Source organism: Flagellimonas spongiicola (assembly GCF_023502425.1).
GTDB classification, from domain to species: domain Bacteria; phylum Bacteroidota; class Bacteroidia; order Flavobacteriales; family Flavobacteriaceae; genus Flagellimonas; species Flagellimonas spongiicola.
Map to the genome: position 1 here is coordinate 868,818 of NZ_JAMFMA010000001.1, position 18,826 is coordinate 887,643.

The 18,826-nt window shown below is 39.8% G+C and carries 15 protein-coding genes; 7 read left to right on the forward strand and 8 right to left on the reverse strand.

Annotated elements, in window-relative coordinates; translation table 11 throughout:
* Nucleotides 1-2: 2 nt before the first annotated feature.
* The 6 genes from M3P19_RS04145 to M3P19_RS04170 all read right to left on the reverse strand — a co-directional run bounded on the left by M3P19_RS04145 (nucleotide 3) and on the right by M3P19_RS04170 (nucleotide 7,096).
* Entirely contained in the window at nucleotides 3-2,375 is a 2,373-nt protein-coding gene (locus tag M3P19_RS04145) for an FtsK/SpoIIIE family DNA translocase (RefSeq protein ID WP_249656362.1), read from the reverse strand.
* A 63-nt stretch (nucleotides 2,376-2,438) separates the two neighbouring features.
* The gene (locus M3P19_RS04150) at nucleotides 2,439-2,807 is read right to left on the reverse strand and encodes a diacylglycerol kinase (protein WP_249656363.1); all 369 of its coding nucleotides are present in this window, start codon (nucleotides 2,805-2,807) and stop codon (nucleotides 2,439-2,441) included.
* On the reverse strand, nucleotides 2,800-3,306 hold the full coding sequence (tpx, locus tag M3P19_RS04155) for a thiol peroxidase (protein ID WP_249656364.1): 507 nt from the start codon (nucleotides 3,304-3,306) through the stop codon (nucleotides 2,800-2,802). The genes M3P19_RS04150 and tpx overlap by 8 nt, the downstream gene beginning before the upstream one ends.
* A 156-nt stretch (nucleotides 3,307-3,462) precedes the next feature.
* Nucleotides 3,463-4,107, reverse strand: a complete 645-nt coding sequence (locus M3P19_RS04160) for a peroxiredoxin (protein WP_249656365.1) — start codon at nucleotides 4,105-4,107, stop codon at nucleotides 3,463-3,465.
* A gap of 210 nt (nucleotides 4,108-4,317) precedes the next feature.
* A complete protein-coding gene (nhaC, locus tag M3P19_RS04165; RefSeq protein ID WP_249656366.1) occupies nucleotides 4,318-5,802 on the reverse strand; it encodes a Na+/H+ antiporter NhaC in 1,485 nt (494 codons plus the stop codon).
* A 73-nt stretch (nucleotides 5,803-5,875) separates the two neighbouring features.
* The gene (locus M3P19_RS04170) at nucleotides 5,876-7,096 is read right to left on the reverse strand and encodes an aminotransferase class I/II-fold pyridoxal phosphate-dependent enzyme (RefSeq protein WP_249656368.1); all 1,221 of its coding nucleotides are present in this window, start codon (nucleotides 7,094-7,096) and stop codon (nucleotides 5,876-5,878) included.
* A 148-nt stretch (nucleotides 7,097-7,244) separates the two neighbouring features.
* On the opposite strand from M3P19_RS04170, the gene M3P19_RS04175 reads away from it, so the two are divergent.
* Complete coding sequence (locus M3P19_RS04175) at nucleotides 7,245-7,703, forward strand: Lrp/AsnC family transcriptional regulator (RefSeq protein ID WP_249656369.1); 459 nt, start codon at nucleotides 7,245-7,247, stop codon at nucleotides 7,701-7,703.
* 101 nt (nucleotides 7,704-7,804) lie between these two features.
* Here M3P19_RS04175 and M3P19_RS04180 read toward each other — a convergent pair whose 3' ends face one another.
* Nucleotides 7,805-8,026: a hypothetical protein gene (locus M3P19_RS04180; protein ID WP_249656371.1), complete on the reverse strand. Its 222-nt coding sequence runs from the start codon at nucleotides 8,024-8,026 to the stop codon at nucleotides 7,805-7,807.
* Nucleotides 8,027-8,383: 357 nt separating this feature from the next.
* On the opposite strand from M3P19_RS04180, the gene lpdA reads away from it, so the two are divergent.
* The gene (lpdA, locus tag M3P19_RS04185; protein WP_249656372.1) at nucleotides 8,384-9,790 is read left to right on the forward strand and encodes a dihydrolipoyl dehydrogenase; all 1,407 of its coding nucleotides are present in this window, start codon (nucleotides 8,384-8,386) and stop codon (nucleotides 9,788-9,790) included.
* 9 nt (nucleotides 9,791-9,799) lie between these two features.
* On the opposite strand, the gene M3P19_RS04190 is transcribed toward lpdA, so the two are convergent.
* Nucleotides 9,800-10,993 (reverse strand): heparan-alpha-glucosaminide N-acetyltransferase domain-containing protein, encoded by a 1,194-nt coding sequence (locus tag M3P19_RS04190; protein WP_249656374.1) that lies wholly within the window; start codon nucleotides 10,991-10,993, stop codon nucleotides 9,800-9,802.
* A gap of 128 nt (nucleotides 10,994-11,121) precedes the next feature.
* On the opposite strand from M3P19_RS04190, the gene M3P19_RS04195 reads away from it, so the two are divergent.
* The 5 genes from M3P19_RS04195 to M3P19_RS04215 all read left to right on the forward strand — a co-directional run bounded on the left by M3P19_RS04195 (nucleotide 11,122) and on the right by M3P19_RS04215 (nucleotide 18,747).
* Nucleotides 11,122-11,655, forward strand: coding sequence for an NADPH-dependent FMN reductase (locus tag M3P19_RS04195; RefSeq protein WP_249656375.1), 534 nt, complete (start codon nucleotides 11,122-11,124; stop codon nucleotides 11,653-11,655).
* A gap of 13 nt (nucleotides 11,656-11,668) precedes the next feature.
* Complete coding sequence (locus M3P19_RS04200; protein WP_249656376.1) at nucleotides 11,669-12,970, forward strand: anthranilate synthase component I family protein; 1,302 nt, start codon at nucleotides 11,669-11,671, stop codon at nucleotides 12,968-12,970.
* A gap of 22 nt (nucleotides 12,971-12,992) precedes the next feature.
* The gene (gene tilS / locus M3P19_RS04205; RefSeq protein ID WP_249656377.1) at nucleotides 12,993-14,300 is read left to right on the forward strand and encodes a tRNA lysidine(34) synthetase TilS; all 1,308 of its coding nucleotides are present in this window, start codon (nucleotides 12,993-12,995) and stop codon (nucleotides 14,298-14,300) included.
* On the forward strand, nucleotides 14,297-16,276 hold the full coding sequence (locus tag M3P19_RS04210; RefSeq protein WP_249656378.1) for a protein-disulfide reductase DsbD family protein: 1,980 nt from the start codon (nucleotides 14,297-14,299) through the stop codon (nucleotides 16,274-16,276). The genes tilS and M3P19_RS04210 overlap by 4 nt, the downstream gene beginning before the upstream one ends.
* A 77-nt stretch (nucleotides 16,277-16,353) precedes the next feature.
* On the forward strand, nucleotides 16,354-18,747 hold the full coding sequence (locus M3P19_RS04215) for a penicillin acylase family protein (RefSeq protein ID WP_249656379.1): 2,394 nt from the start codon (nucleotides 16,354-16,356) through the stop codon (nucleotides 18,745-18,747).
* The last annotated feature ends 79 nt before the right edge of the window (nucleotides 18,748-18,826 follow it).

Consider the following 18,826-nt stretch of genomic DNA (forward strand, 5'->3'; position numbering starts at 1 on the left):
TGTTATTTTGTCTCATTTTCCAATAATTGATCTAGGGCAAAGATATCGGGAACCAATACTTGTCTCGCTTTACTCCCTTCAAAGGGTCCCACAATACCAGCAGCTTCCAACTGATCTATGATTCTTCCAGCCCTATTGTATCCTAATTTTAATTTACGTTGGATCAAAGATGCGGAACCTTGCTGCGCATTTACAATGACTTCTGCGGCATCGCGGAACATTGCATCCCTGTCCGCAATGTCATAATCAATACCCGTGCCAGAATCCTCACCTACATATTCTGGCAGAAGATGTGCGTCAGGGTAAGCTCTTTGCGATCCAATATACTCCGTGATTTTTGCTACTTCTGGGGTATCAACGAAGGCACATTGTAGTCGCGTAACATCGTTACCTTGGGTAAACAACATGTCACCTCGTCCAATTAATTGATCTGCACCTTGAGAATCCAAGATGGTTCTTGAATCTATTTTTGAAGTCACCCGAAATGCAATACGTGCAGGGAAATTAGCCTTGATTATCCCCGTAATAACATTTACAGACGGTCTTTGCGTTGCAATAATCAAATGGATACCAATGGCCCTGGCCAATTGTGCTAGTCTTGCTATTGGGGCTTCCACTTCCTTTCCAGCGGTCATAATCAGGTCAGCAAACTCATCAATGACCAAAATCACGTAGGGTAAAAACTTATGCCCATCATTTGGGTTCAATTTTCTGGCCTTGAATTTGACATTATACTCCTTGATGTTACGGACCATCGCTGATTTCAATAGTTCATATCGATTGTCCATTTCGATACATAAGGAATTCAAGGTATTGATGACCTTGGTGTTATCTGTGATTATCGCATCCTCGGAATCTGGTAGTTTCGCCAGAAAGTGTCGCTCAATTTTATTGTAAAGCGTTAATTCCACTTTTTTAGGGTCTACTAGAACAAATTTGATTTCCGCCGGATGTTTTTTGTAAAGTAAGGAAGTTATCACCGCATTTAGGCCCACGGATTTTCCTTGTCCCGTTGCACCTGCCATAAGCATATGTGGCATCTTGGCTAAATCCACTACAAAGGTTTCATTGCTTATGGTCTTGCCAAAAGCAATGGGAAGCTCCATTTCCGCTTTTTGAAATTTATTGGAAGCGATAACCGAACGCATGGAAACCACACTTGCATTTTTATTGGGCACCTCAATACCAATGGTTCCTTTACCTGGAATTGGTGCGATAATACGAATGCCTAGGGCAGCCAATGATAAAGCGATATCGTCCTCCAGATTTTTGATTTTTGAAATCCGGATTCCAGCTTCAGGGACTATTTCATAAAGTGTTACTGTAGGACCAATGGTAGCCTTAATTTGGGCAATACCGATTTTGTAGTTTTTTAAGGTGCTTACAATCCTATTCTTATTTTCTTCGAGTTCTTCCTGATTTATGGTGATTCCGCCGGAAGCTCCATGCGGTTCAAGAAGGTCAATAGGAGGGAACTTGTAATTGCCCAGTTCCAGTTTAGGGTCAAATTCGCCGAAATCCTTGACCAGTTTTTCCGCTTTGATATCTTTTTCTTCCTTTTCCTCTTTTACGGCCTCTACCTTCAGTGCAATATCGCTTTCTTCTTCTTGCGGAATATTCACATCCAGTCCTGCCTCAGGATTTATAGGAGGTATGTCCTTTTTATGTGTATAAGTGTCTACCGCAACCGGTTCATCAATATCGGTGCTGAGTTCTATACTTTGTTCTTCAACTATTGTAGCTGATTCTGGTGAAGGTTTGGTCTTAAAATCTGATTTGATTTGTTCGCGTTGCTTCCTAAAAAAATTGCCAATGCCCTCTGGACTAAAATTAAAAAGGCGCACAAGAATGACCACCAATAAGAACAACAATATCAGGAATACACCGATTTTACCTGTATAGTCCTGCAGAAAGTCATTCATCTCATAACCAATGAGACCGCCCAGCAAAGGTTGTTCCATGGCAAAGAATCCCAATGCTACGGATATCCAAATAATGGCGATTATGCCCCAAATCCATTTGCTGATCAAACCCTTGCAGTCCAAGCCAAGGAATAGGTATAATCCTGTAATGGCCAAAAGTACAGGAAAAACCAGGGATGCTAGTCCAAATCCCTGATACATGAAAAAATGACTTACGGCTGCTCCAAATTTGTTAAGCAGATTGCTGGCTTCCGCATTGCGGTTTCCAAATTCGGTTAACAAGCTCTGATCTTCCTGCCATGTAAAATAATAGGACATAAAGGAAAAGAAGAGTGCGATACTAAGCATAATCAAAAGACTTCCCAAAATGATTTTATTTTGTTTGGACGGCTTAAGCGATACTTTCTTTTTCTTGGCTGATGTAGATTTGGATTTTGTCCTCTTTTTTGCCATGCAGTTGTTGAATATCGGGGCTAATTTACAAATTTACGTTGCTTGCGGTGCTTGCGGATGTTGTTATACCCAAATTTTGGGGATATAAATGATAAGACCAACAATACTTGCGATTATGGAAACCATCATTACTGCCCCGGCGGAAACATCTTTGATGAAACCAATTTTTGGGTCGACCTCGGGCTGGATATAGTCGGAGATTTTTTCCACCGCGGTATTTAGCCCCTCAATTCCCATGACCAATCCTATAGCCAATAATTGGGCAATCCATTCATTTGCCGAAATATCATAGTAGAATCCCGCAAATGTCATTATGATGGCTATTACAAATTGGATTTGTATGCTGGCTTCGGTCCTTAATAAAAGGAATAAACCTTTGAAGGCGTAGCCAACACTTTTGACCCTATTTATAAAAAAGGATTCCTTAGGCATCCATTAACGCTTCTAAAGCCGCTTTGTAGTTCGGTTCATCTGCCGTTTCCGAAACCTGTTCCGTGTATCTGACCTTTCCATTTTCATCCAGTACAACAATACATCTAGACAAAAGGGTTTCAAATGCGGTATCTGTAAACGCCAATCCATAGTCCTTGCCAAATGCACCTGTTTTGTAATCTGATAACATTTCCACATTTTCTATGCCTTCAGCTCCACAGAATCTATTCTGGGCAAAAGGTAGGTCTTTGGATATGCAAAGTACTTTAACCCCATCTAGTTCCGCAGCTTCCTCATTGAACTGTCTAACGGATTTCGCACAGGTTCCAGTGTCTACACTAGGGAAAATATTAAGTACGACTTTGCTTCCTTGATAATCGGATAACGTTTTTACACTCATGTCTGATTTGGTAAGTTCAAATGCTGGAGCTTGAGAATTCAACGCTGGAAGTTCTCCTATTGTGTGAGCGGGATTTCCGCCTAATGTTATTGATGCCATTATATCTAATATTTAAGCCATGAAATTACTAAATATTCCATAGTGCGAAACAAAAAAAGACCCATTTAATTCAAGTTAAATAGGTCTTTTTCAAACTGTCTATTTGTACTGCTAATATATCCTTCCCCAAAGAATTAATGGGGCAATGGCTTAGGACTAATTGGCGTGCTTTGATAAGTATTCGGCTACACCACTTCGGTCAGCGTTCATCGCTTCATCTCCTGTATTCCAATTAGCTGGGCAGACTTCGCCTTTTTCCTGAACATGAGCATATGCATCAATTAGCCGTATAAATTCATCAATGTTTCTGCCCAATGGCATATGGTTCACGCTTTCATGGAAGATAGTTCCTTCTTCATCAATTAAATACGTGGCTCTGTACGTTACATTGTCGCCTTCAACGGTAAATACCTTAGTCTCTTCATCATAGCGTTCGTCCGTAATATCCAAGATTCCCAGGGTACTGGCCAAATTTCTGTTGCTATCTGCAAGTAAAGGATAGGATACACCTTCAATCCCACCGTTTTTCTTAGGAGTGTTAAGCCATGCAAAATGAACTTCCGAAGTATCACATGATGCACCAATAACGATGGTATTTCTTTTATCGAATTCCTCAATTGCCGCTTGAAAAGCGTGTAATTCTGTTGGACAAACAAAGGTGAAATCCTTAGGGTACCAAAACAAGACCACTTTTTTATTGGATTCTTGCGCCTTTTTAAGAATGTTCAATTTGGTAGTAACACCAGATTTGTCGATTGCATTTACTTCTAAATTTGGAAATTTTTTACCAACTAATGTCATAATGATTTTGTGCTTTTAAGGAAAAACAAAGTTAGAATGGAACGAGAGAATTTTAAACTTCTGTAAGCTTAATTTCAGTAGCCTGGAATGGATTTTTCATATCCATTATCACGTGGTTATTTTACTGAGATAATTTAAAAATTTGCAGTGGAATATTATGACTTTGATAGCCAAATCAAAAATTGGTAGCGAATATGCTATGCGGGGAAATTATTCCGATTTAGTGGCCAATTGTTTGATCTTGATTTTGAATGCAGCGAACAACAAGGTCATGAAAGGGCTGAGCCAGTTGAAAATGGCAAAGGCAAAGTAGTCGATAACCGGCACTCCTAAAACGCCACTGTGATAGGCACCACAGGTATTCCAGGGCACTAATACTGAAGTAACCGTTCCGGAATCTTCAAGAGTCCTACTTAGATTTTCCGGGGCCAATCCTCGTTCTTGATAGGCCTTTGAGAACATTTTTCCGGGTACTACAAGCGCCAAATACTGGTCGGACGCAGTAACATTTAAAGCCAAACAACTTCCTACTGTACTTGCAAAAAGCCCAAAAGTGGTTTTTGCCATATTCAATAGGGATTTAGTAATGCGCTGTAAGGCCCCAATTCCATCCATAATCCCACCAAAAACCATAGCACAAACAATTAGCCAAATGGTTCCCAACATACCATGCATGCCCTTAGATTTAAACAATTTTAAATACTTGTCAGGTGCATCCAATTGCGTTTCGATTGTTATTGCATTAAGAACGCCCTTATATCCAGATTCAAATGTGAGAGTATCTGCACCGCCCAAACCGCTGACAATATTTGGTTGGAAAATTAAAGCAAAAACACCTCCTAGAAGCGTACCTATTAACAATGCAACTAACGGCGGAGTTTTTTTTATGATTAAAAAAATAACAACCACTGGAACGATAAATAGCCAGCCATTGATATTGAATTTAGATTGAATAATTCCCAATATTTCAGAAGCGTCAGTTAAACCATCTGGTTCCGCTACAAATCCAATGATAATAAAAGCCAACAAGGTAACCGTAATGGTAGGAATTGTGGTAAGAGACATATATCTTATATGGGAAAACAACTCTCCGCCTGCCATAACCGGGGCTAAATTGGTTGTATCACTTAATGGCGACATTTTATCCCCGAAGTATGCTCCTGATAGTACAGCTCCAGCAGTCATTCCCAAGGAGATACCGAGGACATCACCAATTCCTATTAGCGCAATACCAATTGTTGCGGCTGTCGTCCAGCTACTGCCCGTAGCAATGGAAATAATAGCACAAATGACAACGCAGGCAGCAAGAAATATAGTGGGATTAAGAATGTAAAGACCATAGTAAATCATTGCAGGTATTATTCCGCTAATTAACCAGGTGCCAGCGAGTGCTCCAACCATTAAAAGTATAAGTAGCGCGCCTGTGGTGGATCGAACATTTTCCGCAACTTCAGCCAACATTTGCTTGTAAGAGACCTTGTTTCTGAAACCAACGATAGCTGCAACCGCACCACCAAGCAATAAAATGAACTGATTAGAGCCTTCAATGGCACTATCACCAAAAACGAACACATTATAGGCCAGCATGGCTACCAGTGCAAAAACCGGAATGAGCGCCTCCCAAATATTTAGTTCTTTATTTTCTACGATATTTTCCGCTTCTCTAAACTTGGGTTTTTGGGCTTTTTCTGCCATGTAGTCTGGTTTTGTTAACGAGTAATATTACGACATTGCTGTCTGTTGTGCAAACCAGCATATCCAGCAAGCTTTATACCAAGGAATTAGAGGTTTCAACAATTCCTAGCCTTTGCATGCACGATTTCATGGCGTGGTAGGTTTTGTCAATATCGTTGTCCAATCCAATAGAAAAGCGTATTAATCCTTGAGACAAGCCTAATTCCTCCTGCTCTTCCATTGGAATTTCGGAAGAAGTGGAAGTTCCAGGGGCACTAAAGAGTGTTTTGTAGAAGCCAAGACTTACGGCTAAGTAACCTAATTTTTCGCGCTGCATCAATTCCATAAGTGCATTTGCCATATCCAAAGAGCCTACATCCAGGGTGAGTAATCCACCATATCCAAATTCCGGGTTGTATTGTTTGGTCATGGTTTCATGACCGGAATGCCCTTCAAGACCCGGATATACAACGGTTAGTCCGTCTTTTTGGAATTGATCCGCAAGATATTGCGCATTTTCGCTATGTTTTTTAATGCGAATATGTAGCGTACGCATGTTTTTAAGGATGGATGCTGCGCGTAGACTATCCAAAGTAGAACCTAAAAGCATACCAGCACCATCGTTTACATCTTTTAGGCTTAAGCAAAACTCCGAAGATGCGCATACGGCCCCAGCAACACAATCACTAGTTCCGTTAATGAATTTGGTTAGACTATGTACAACAATATCAGCACCCAATTTGGTTGCACTGATGGATAAGGGGGAAAAAGTGTTGTCCACAACCAAAGGGAGGTCATGGGATTTGGAGAGGATTGACAGCTGCGGTATATCCGCAACTTCCAATAATGGATTACTTACCGCCTCGCAATAAATCATTTTAGTATTCGGATTGATGGCTTCCTTAACCTTATCCAAATCAGTGATATCAACAAAGGAGGTTGTGATATTGAATTTCTTTAAAAAATTCTTCAATAGGGCATAGGTTCCACCGTAAATTGTACGACTGCATACAATATGGTCACCTGCATTGCAAAGCTGTAGGATTACGGCGCTTATGGCACCCATACCGCTTGCATAAACATTGGCGGATTCCGTACCCTCCAATTGAGCTAACGCTTCACCGAGATAAAGGTTTGAAGGAGACGAGTGCCTACTGTATAAGTAACAGCCCTCCGTATTACCCTCAAAAGTATCGAACATAGTTTTTGCCGATAAGAAGGTATAGGTAGATGAATCCGATATTGATGGATTGACACCGCCAAATTCGCCAAAGTATTGCAAGTCTTGTATCTCGTCTGATGCTTTATAGTCCATTGGTGTTTTTTATGTAAAACTACCTATGATTAGTATTAAAGTCAATGATAATTTAATATATTAGAATATAATTCTGTATTAATTATGTTTGTAGAATATTGTAAAGAACAATTCGTTTTATTATAAATTAAACTGAACATTGGTCGGTATGGACTTAGATCATCTTGATAAACAGCTTGTCACCTTATTGCAAGAGGATTGTAAAAAGACAACTAAACAATATGCGGATAGTTTAGGTTTATCTAAAACAGCAGTATACGAGCGTATTCGCCGATTGGAAAGACTTGGTGTTATTACCAACTATGTTGCGCTGGTGAACAAAGAAAAGGTAAAGCGTGATTTTACGGTATTGTGTCACATTCGTTTGGCACAGCACATTAAAGAAAATGTGCTGCGTTTTGAACGCGAAATATTGAAGTTAGAGGAAGTTTCCGAGTGTTTCCATGTTAGTGGTGACTACGATTATATTTTGAAGGTACATGTGGAAAATATGACCAAATTCCGGGAATTCATGGTTACCAAGTTGACGGCCATAAGCAACATTGGCAGTACGCAAAGTTCCTTTGTAATCAGTGAAGTTAAGAGTAGTACTGCTATTTCCATTTAGTAAACTTTAACCTAAAACGGTGTTAAAGTCAAGGTGTGGTTAGAATGATATTTCTAATTTTTGCGTTAATCAAGAAACGAACCACAATCAAAAAACTTCAATCAAAAAATGAATTTGCGTACACGAGTGATGCTAACAGTGCTCTCAACGGCTGTTGGCGGCTTTTCATTAATACTGTATTCAACAATATCCAAAGACATTCTGTTTAAAGGTTTGAGTTTCTGCTCTTCCTCTACACAGGAACTTTTTTTAGGAACATCCGCCTTCTTTCTCTCTGCAGTAGTTGCCGGGTTTATTTCAACACTAATAGTGGTCAAGGACAATTTTGTGCCCTTGTTTTTTCTTTCATTTTATGTGATATGTAAATTATTCGTTTTTACGACCTGTGGCCAATGGCACGGCCCAATTTGGTTTGAAACCAGTTTAAATGTTTCTCATCTTGGGGGATTATGGTTAGGCTGGTATGGTGCCGTAAAATTTCCTTTGGCGCCCGTATAATAACTACGTTGTATTTGGTTAAGAATTGCTTGCGATAGACCCTTTGCATTAAAGGTGGTTGCATGCATTTAGCGGCTATAGTGATTTGTTGTCGCAAATGCGGAAAAATCACAGTTGATTCAAATAAACATTCCTATTTTTGTAGTTGGTATTTAAACAATTAAAATCCCTAATAAGAAGATATGAATCAATATGATGTGACCGTTATTGGCTCAGGACCTGGTGGATATGTAGCAGCAATTCGATGTGCACAGCTGGGTATGAAAACCGCAATTATTGAAAAGTACACTACACTAGGTGGAACCTGCCTAAACGTTGGTTGTATCCCTTCCAAAGCGTTATTGGATTCCTCGCATCACTATGAGGATGCTGTAAAGCATTTTGAAACACATGGGATTGAAATCCCAGGAGAGGTAAAGGTGAATCTGGAGAAAATGATTGCACGGAAGCAATCAGTTGTAGATCAGACCACCAAAGGCATTCAATTTTTGATGGACAAGAACAAAATTGATGTGTATCAGGGGATTGGTAGTTTTAAAGATGCTACACATATCAACATAGCCCTTACGGATGGTAAGACGGAAACAATAGCATCCAAAAACATCATAATTGCGACAGGTTCCAAACCTTCCACTTTACCATTCATCAAATTGGACAAGGAAAGAATCATAACATCTACTGAGGCATTGGAACTGAAAGAAGTGCCAAAGCATATGATTGTAATAGGTGGGGGAGTAATCGGTCTTGAACTTGGACAGGTCTACAAGCGATTAGGAGCTGAGGTCACCGTTGTTGAATTCATGGACCGAATAATCCCGGGAATGGATGCAGGACTTTCCAAGGAATTGATGAAAGTTTTGAAGAAACAAAAAATGAAATTCGCACTTTCACACAAAGTTAAATCCGTGGAACGAGTTGGGGACGAGGTTGTGGTAAAAGCGGATGATAAAAAAGGGCAGGTAGTGGAATTTAAAGGTGACTACTGTTTGGTTTCTGTAGGAAGAAGACCCTATACGGATGGTTTGAATGCTGAAGCAGCTGGGGTTAAATTGGATGAAAGGGGTCGCGTGGATGTGAACGAATATTTGCAAACCAATGTTTCCAATATTTATGCCATAGGCGATGTAGTCCGTGGGGCAATGCTTGCGCACAAGGCAGAAGAAGAGGGAACAATGGTAGCAGAATTGCTGGCAGGTCAAAAACCCCATATCAATTATAACCTAATTCCGGGGGTGGTTTATACCTGGCCTGAAGTTGCTGCAGTAGGTAAAACAGAAGAGGAATTAAAGGAAGCCGGTATTGAATATAAATCTGGTCAGTTTCCAATGCGTGCACTTGGACGTGCAAGGGCTAGTATGGATATTGATGGATTCGTGAAAATATTGGCAGATAAAAACACAGATGAAGTGTTAGGGGTCCATATGATCGGTGCGCGTTGTGCGGATTTGATCACTGAAGGTGTTACTGCTATGGAGTTTAGAGCCTCTGCTGAGGATATGGCTCGGATGAGTCATGCGCATCCAACATATGCTGAAGCTGTTAAGGAAGCGGCCTTAGCTGCCACAGAGGACCGACCAATCCACATATAATAGGAACGGCTATTTAGCGGTTTTCAAAACCCGGTTTAAGAAGATTTTGACTTTTAATGAAATCTCCTTGAATACGGGTTTTATTTTTGGATACAATGCTAAACCTTTTGATTTAACCTGGGTAACACCGAAAGCAAGTTGTGCTTTGATTGCAGTTTCGTGTTTATTGTAGACTAATGCAAAATAGGTACAGGCAAGCATGAAGGCAATTGCTCCTAGAATGACTTCATTTGGTGACAGGCTATACTTCAAAAATCGATACAATCCCAGTCCGGTAAAACTGCCATATAAAATGATAAAGTGAATTACATAAATAGATAACGTACTCGCACCGATTTTTAAGACTGTTGGATTTGTCAGGTATTTTCTGATAATCATAAAAACGGCAAAAACCACAAAAACATCACCCAGTCGAATAAAAAGATAGTTGTTATTCTGCACTAACTTGAACAATTCCAACCCCGTAACCTCAAATAGGGAAATAAAGCCGGTGGAGGAATAGTTTATCAATATAAACCCAACAGCAGCTGCAATGGTGATTGCAATGGGGTATAAGAATTTGAAATCTTTAAATCTGGTAAAAAGTACGGATAGAAAACCACCAATTGTAGCATAACCCAACCAAGGAATAATAGTAAATACGGAGCCATTTGCCTTCGTGAAATAATTTGCAAACAAATCAGGTAAAAAGCTAAAAGACCACTGTTTATATATCGGTTCAAAGAGGAACAATACCAAGGTGGTAACTACTAAGAGTGTTGGAAAAACCCAAGGTTTTCTTTTTGCTGTAATTAAGTACATCCCAATAACGGATAAAATGGATAGTCCAATACAGTGCAACACATCCACCAAATAAAAAGAACTATAAATATGTCCGTTGAGCAATCCAATGAAATTGGTACGTAGTAAATAGCCAATCAAAAGGAGTTGTAACCCGCGCCGTATTCCTTTTTTTACGCGAGGATTGTCCCATCCTATTTGTGGAACTCGAATTAAAAGATAGGTAAAGATAAAGCCAGATACAGTAAAGAATACTGGAGCAGTGATACCCCTGAAGTAAAGCCAGGTCTTGAACACCATGTTTTCCTTATCGCGGAATATAGGATCCAAAAGCCCGTCAATGAAATGCCCTTGGAGCATCATTAATATGGCCCATGCCCGCATTGCATCAATAAAGTACAGTCTTGTCGATTTGGTATTCATGCTCCATTAATTATCCTATATACTTGTTTCACAACAAGTTTGGACGTTCTGCGGCCCAAAATTAGACAAAATACTCGCATGGAATAGCGTTTTGCGGTATTTTAGCGAAACTATTAAAGAAATCACCTATGGCTACAATATTGGCATTTGCAGGAAGTAACTCATCAGCATCCATTAATTTTAAATTGGTACAGCATACCGTCTCTAAAATGGAGGAACATCAAGTGCGGCTCTTGGATATGTCAGGATATGCGTTCCCTATGTTCAGTGAAGACTTAGAGAAATCGGAAGGCTATTCAAATTCATTGGTTGAATTGAAAGATGAAATACAGAAAGCTGATGGACTGGTGTTGTCTGTAAATGAACATAATAGTAACCCATCGGCATTTTTTAAAAATGTTTTGGATTGGCTATCTCGATTAGATCGTGACTTTTTGCAGCAAACAAAAGTATTCCTGATGTCTACCTCACCGGGTAAGCGAGGAGGAATTGGAGCTCTTGGGACGGTTGAAGGTATGCTACCACGATTTGGAGGTGATGTAGTCTGCACTTATTCATTGCCCTCGTTCTATCAAAATTTCGATGAGAATGGTATTGTGGATGCGGATGAGAAGGCAAGTCACAAGGCTGCACTGAATCAATTTTTAGAATCTCTTTCTTAAGTATTCCTGCCTTTTGCGAAAGCAAGTATCATTTACGGTTACCAATACCGATGCAGTCAAAGAAGCCCTGTTGGAATGGTCTTCCGACTATAATCATATTGTATGGTTGGATGGTAACGAGCATCATGATACCTATGGTAATTGGGATGCTATCATGGCTGTTTCCGGACAGAACGATAAGTCTTTAGATTTTATCAATACTATCGATGAATTGCATGATTTTGTCGGTAAAAAACAAGATTGGTTATTTGGTTTCATTACATATGATATAAAAAACAAGTTAGAAAATCTGAATTCCAACAACTATGACGGTCTAGATTTTCCGGAATTACAGTTTTTTATTCCTGAAAAAATCATCGCATTTAAAGGGGACGAAATCCATTTTATTTATATCCATCGGGTGGAAGGGGAAATCAATTTGGACTTTGATGCAATTACGAGCAGAATAGGTCGTATATCTGAAAGAACAGCTAACCCAAATGCAATAGGAATACGACTTCGCATTCATAAGGACTCCTACTTTGAAAAAACAAATCGATTATTGAGGCACATTCACCGTGGGGATATTTACGAAGCTAATTTTTGTCAAGAGTTCTTTTCGGAAAACATCACGATCAACCCACTGGATACCTATAAAAACTTAAATCAAATTTCTGTAGCACCATTTGCTTCTTTTTTAAAATCGGATGACAAATACCTGATGTGTGCTTCTCCAGAGCGATATTTAGCGCGAAAAGGTAATTTGATTGTTTCACAACCAATAAAAGGTACAGCCCCTAGAGGGACTAATCAAAAGGAAGATAAGGACATGGTGCAGCAGTTGCAAAATGACCCAAAGGAACGAGCAGAAAATATCATGATTACCGATTTGGTTCGAAATGATCTATCCAAGAGTGCATTAAAAGGAACCGTTGAGGTGAAAGAATTGTGTAAAGTTTATTCCTTCAAACAAGTGCACCAAATGATTTCTACAGTGGTATCCAAAGTGCCTAAAGATTTAAATTCCGTCCAATTACTTCGTGATTCTTTTCCAATGGGAAGCATGACTGGGGCGCCTAAGATTTCGGCGATGAAAATAATTGAAGAGCTTGAAGAAACCAAGCGCGGACTCTATAGTGGTTCAGTTGGCTATTTTGACCCAGATGGTAATTTTGACCTAAATGTGGTGATCCGAAGCATTCTATATAATGCAACGAAAAAATATGTGTCGTTTTCCGTGGGCGGGGCAATCACAGCGAAGTCTGATCCAGATAAAGAATACCAGGAATGTCTTTTAAAAGCAAAAGCCATGCGGAGCGTATTGGAGGGAAGCTAAGGTTTATTGCTAATTTTGTTGCATGCGAGACCAATTCACAGAACATCTAAACGAACACTTCAGCTTTTTGCTGAACACTCCTTTTTTAATTGCTTGTAGCGGAGGAGTGGATAGCGTTGTACTTGTTGATTTGTGCGCAAAACTAGGGTTGGATTTTGCATTGGCACACTGCAATTTTAAGTTGCGAAAAGAGGAGAGCGATGGGGATGAATCCTTTGTGCGTGAATTGGCAAACTCGTATGGCAAGACCATTTTTGTGAAGCAATTTGATACCGAGGATTACATCTCAAGTCATCGTGGATCGGTTCAAATGGCCGCAAGAACTTTGCGCTATGAATGGTTTACAGAATTGTTGGGAAGTAAGAACTACGACTACCTGCTTACCGCACATCATTTGGACGATGCACTGGAAACATTTTTGATCAATCTTTCAAGAGGAACAGGAATTGACGGATTAAAAGGTATTCCGGCCCAAAATGAGCGTATCATCCGGCCTTTATTACCATTCAGTCAGGAAGTTATAATGGCGTACGCCAATGAACATGGGGTTGCATGGCGGGAAGATAGTAGTAACAAAGAGTCCAAATACCTAAGGAATGCAATAAGGATGGATATTGCTCCAAATCTAAAATCCTTACATCCCAATTTTCTTCAAAACTTGCAAACTACGCAGCAAAATTTGCAACAGAGCCAGAAACTGGTGCAAAAATACATTGATGGACTAAAAACGGATTTGATCAAGCCAAAGAATGATTTTCTTTATGTTGAAATAGAAGAGTTGCTAATGCTAGATCCACTGGAATCACATTTGTATGAAATCTTCAAACCTTATGGTTTTACGGATACCAATAATATAAAGGAATTGTTGACTTCTGGTAGTGGCAAAGAATTGCATTCAAAAACCCATAGATTATTAAAGGACCGTAATGCTTTACTTATAAAGGAAAGGGAATTGGGGATGCCAATGAGCTATGAAATTTCAAAACAAATCTTAGAAATTGATGAACCAGTAGCTATTCGTTTTGAACTGACATCCAAGATTGGAAATTCCAATAACAATACCATATATGTTGATAAAGAAAAGTTAAACTATCCGTTATTGTTAAGGAATTGGGAAAAAGGCGACTATTTTTATCCTTTAGGAATGACAGGTAAAAAGAAATTGTCTAAGTATTTCAAGGATGAGAAAGTGGACCAATTCTCGAAGGAAAACCAGTGGTTACTTTGTAGTAAGGATGCTGTCGTTTGGGTTGTTGGAAGACGCATGGATAACAGATTCAAGGTAACGGAATCAACCAAGGAAATTTTAAAAATCACGCTTCTTACATGAGAAAGTACTACATATTTATTGTAACCTTATTTATTGCCCTAGGTATTAATGCGCAAACGGAAGAAGAACCTGCGTTATGGTCGCATGCGGTGCAAAAAATTTCAGATACGGAATACGAAATCACCTTCTCTGGAAAAATCATGGAGGGTTGGCATGTGTACTCACAATACACCGCTGAAGGAGGTTCTCTGCCTAGTGAATTCACTTTTGAGAAAGCCGGGGAAGATTATGAGTTGGTTGGCAAAACCCTCGAAAGCGAAACCATCACGGAATACAGTGATATTTTTGAAGTGGATGAGACCTTTTTCAAGGAAGAAGCCATTTTTACTCAAAAAATCAAGTTGCTAAACCCCGAAGTTCGTCAGATTACAATAAATCTATTTTACCAAATCTGCAAGGAGGTCTGTATTCCAATGGATGCGTATTTTCAGGTTTCTTTGGATGGCAATCAATTTGTTGCTACTGAAAAGGAAGTAGGGGCAGAGAGTTTGGCATTGAGTACTTCCTTAAAATTGGATTTAAAAAACAAGGATTTACTCAACCAAGAGAGTGCCAGTAACGTAAAGAAAAAATCAGGTCTGTGGATGGTTTTTGGACTGGGTTTTCTTGGAGGTTTGATTGCGCTGTTGACACCTTGTGTGTTTCCAATGGTTCCGCTAACGGTTTCGTTTTTCACCAAACAATCACAACAAAAATCCAAAGGTATTACCAATGCAATGCTTTATGGATTTTTCATAGTCTTGATTTACTTCTTGCTCAGTTTACCGTTTCATTTGTTTGATTCAGTTGATTCGCAAATACTCAACACCATAGCAACCAATATTTGGTTAAATGTGCTGTTCTTTGTCATCTTCGTGTTTTTCGCATTTTCATTTTTTGGGTACTACGAACTAACATTACCAAGTTCCTGGGCCAATAAAATGGATGCGGCTTCCACTAAAGTCGGCGGAGGTTTGGGTATATTTTTCATGGCGCTTACCCTGGCCATTGTTTCCTTTTCCTGTACTGGACCTATTTTGGGTGGGTTACTAGGTAGCACCACGTTGGCTGAGGGCGATGTGGCAACAAATCTTACCGCAGGAATGGTTGGATTCGGTTTGGCTTTAGCTTTACCGTTTGGTTTGTTTGCTTTGTTTCCTGCATGGTTGAATTCCTTGCCAAAATCAGGCGGTTGGATGACAACGGTAAAAGTGGTATTGGGCTTTTTGGAATTGGCGTTAGCCTTTAAATTCCTGTCCAATGCGGATTTGGTTGGGAATTGGGGCATACTTAAACGAGAGCTCTTTCTTGGTATTTGGATAGTGATATTTGTGTTGATGGCACTATATCTGTTTGGTGTTTTCCGTTTTCCTCATGATGGCCCTAAACAGAAACTCTCGAATGCACGAAAATTAACAGGATTGGTTAGTGTGGCTTTTGCTACCTATCTCGTTTTGGGAATGATGAATTTTACCAATTTAAAATTACTCAGTGGATTTCCTCCTCCTGATTTTTATACCCTATCAGCTTCGGAATCCGATTGTCCTCTTGGCTTGGATTGCTTTAAGGATTTTGAAGAAGGTGTGGCATATGCCCAAGAACAGAACAAACCCATTTTATTGGACTTTACCGGTTGGGCATGCGTAAACTGTAGGAAAATGGAAGAAAATGTTTGGAGTGACCCAAAAGTATATCCATTGATTAATGAGGAATACGTGCTGATTTCCCTTTATGTCGATGATCGCAAAGAATTACCTGAAGATGAAAAGTTCGATTACCAATTCGATTCAGGACGGATAAAGAATATTTCTACCATAGGTCAAAAATGGGGTACCTTCCAAACCATTAATTTCAATGCTGCCTCGCAGCCCTATTATGTATTGTTATCCCCTAATTTGGAAATCCTCAACGATGCTATTCAATATGTGGATGTTGCACAATACGAGCAGTGGTTAAAATCCGGTTTGGAGACCTATCAGCTAAGTATGAACAAATAGGTTCACCATTATTTCTTGTCATGGTTTTTGGAAAATACCGTACCTTAGAGTAACTATTTTAATTAACCACAGCCCCCGTGAAGAAACTAAAGAAAGTACTTTTAGTACTACTTAGCCTTGTTCTCCTTGTCGTAATTTCCGTTTTGATCTTTGTGCAAAGTCTTAAGCCAGACTACAGTGGCACCAAATCCATGGCAGGACTTTCCGACGAGGTAAATGTGTATTTCGATGATTTTGGTGTCCCACATATCTATGCCCAAGATGAAGCAGACGCGATAAAAGCATTGGGTTACGTTCATGCCCAAGATCGTTTGTGGCAAATGGAATTGTTACGCAGAGTTGCCAAGGGGAAGTTGTCAGAAGTGTTTGGTGTGGATTTGGTAGAGACGGATAAGTTTTTCTTGTCTCTGGGAATCGATGATAATTCTGTGGAAGCAGTTGCAAATGCAAATAATGAGAGTAGGGCGGTCATGCTTTCCCAAGCCTATTTGGATGGTGTCAACCAATTTATTGAAGAAGGACCAACACCTATTGAATTTTATCTTACCGGTTTGGAAAAGGAACCATTCGAGCTTAAGGATATTTATGATGCCATGGGCTATATGGCATTTAGTTTTGCAATGGCCCATAAGACAGACCCGTTCTTAACTGACATCAAAAACGAGCTGGGCGAGCAATATATTGCTGACATGGCAGTGTATTCGGATACTTCCACAGTTTGGATAAAGAACTATAGAAACGCAAAAAAAGATAGTCTTGAATTGGATATTACCGCAAGTGTCTTTAATGCTTTGGAAAAACTACCGATTCCACAATTTGAAGGCAGTAATAGTTGGGTCATAGCGCCTGATAAAACCAAATCCGGAAAGGTAATATTGGCAAATGATCCACATATTTCTTACGCGCAACCATCTGTTTGGTATGAAGCACATGTCAGTACCCCAACGTATGAAAAATACGGTTACCATTTAGCGGGGGTCCCATTTCCGATGCTAGGGCATGACCGAAAGTTGGCATACGGTATGACCATGTTTGAGAATGATGATATTGACTTTTATCAAGAACAGGTAAACCCAGCAGATAGCACTCAATATTTAACTGAGGAGGGGTGGCAATCTTTTGAATATGTATCCAAGGAAATCAAAGTGAAGGATGCCGAACCGGTTTCCTTTACCATCAAAAAAACACGACATGGGTCGTTGGTAAATAACATTGCAAAGCAAATATCAGGTGAAACACCCATAGCTATGTCCTGGATTTATACCAAATTGGAAAACAAGGTGATGGATGCCGTATATGATATGAGCCATGCGACCAATCTAGATGAATTTAAGGCTTCTTTGCCCAAAATCCACGCACCTGGGTTAAATATTATGTATGGCGATGCCGAGGGTAATGTTGCTTGGTGGGCCACGGCCAAGCTTTATCAAATGCCGGACAGCGTTTCTACCAAACTCGTTATGGATGGAACTTCCGGAAAGGACGAGCCTATACGGTATTTGGATTTTGAGGAGAATCCATCAGCAATTAATCCACCATGGAACTATGTCTACTCGGCTAATAACCAGCCGGATTCCATTGCTGGCATGCTTTATCCAGGATATTATCTCCCTGAAAATCGCGCTATGCGTATTGTCAATCTTCTTGAAGGAAAAAGCGATTGGGACAAGGAATCTTCCGCTGAGATGATTCTGGATGCAACATCTATGGTAAATCCAGCTTTAGTGACCGAACTGATAAAACTGTTGGATGTATCCCATTTGACAGAAGAGCAATTGGTTCAGGTAGATGCCTTGCGAAATTGGGATGGTTCCTATACGTTGGATGCCATTAGTCCAACATTATATCACAGATGTGAATACTACATGGTTAAAAACACCTTTTTGGATGAATTGGGTGAAGAGAAGTTCCAGCAGTTTTTGGGAACGCATGTTTTTAAAAGGCAAATAGCACATGGTGCACGAATGAAGGATGGCATTTGGTGGGACGATATTCGTACTAAGGATAAGGTTGAAACTCGGGATGAAATTGTACTTAAGTCATTTGCGGAAGCATGGGAATCCTTGGTGACGGATTTCGGCACGGATACCTCACAATGGCAGTGGGGGAATGTTCATACTTTGGAACACCCGCACCCTATAGGTCAAGTTGAATCCTTAAGAAAATACTTCAATGTTGGGCCATTTCCGGTTAATGGAACACGTGAAGTCATCAACAATATGAATTTTACCTATGATGGTTCAGGTTTCTACAAGGTCAATGTCGGGCCCTCTACACGAAGGATCATTGATTTTTCCGATGTTGAAAACAGCATAAGTATACTTCCAACCGGTCAATCAGGGAATCCGTTCAGTAAACATTACAAGGATCAAGCGGAAATGTTTGTCAATGGCGAATTCCGCAAAATGATGATGAACCAAGAAGAAATCATTGAAGAATCAGCATCCAAACTCATTTTCACACCAAATTAGAATGCGTTAACAAAGAATTCTGCGATAAAGTGAATGAATTGTTATCATAATGTTGATTCAACCTTACTATTGATGATAA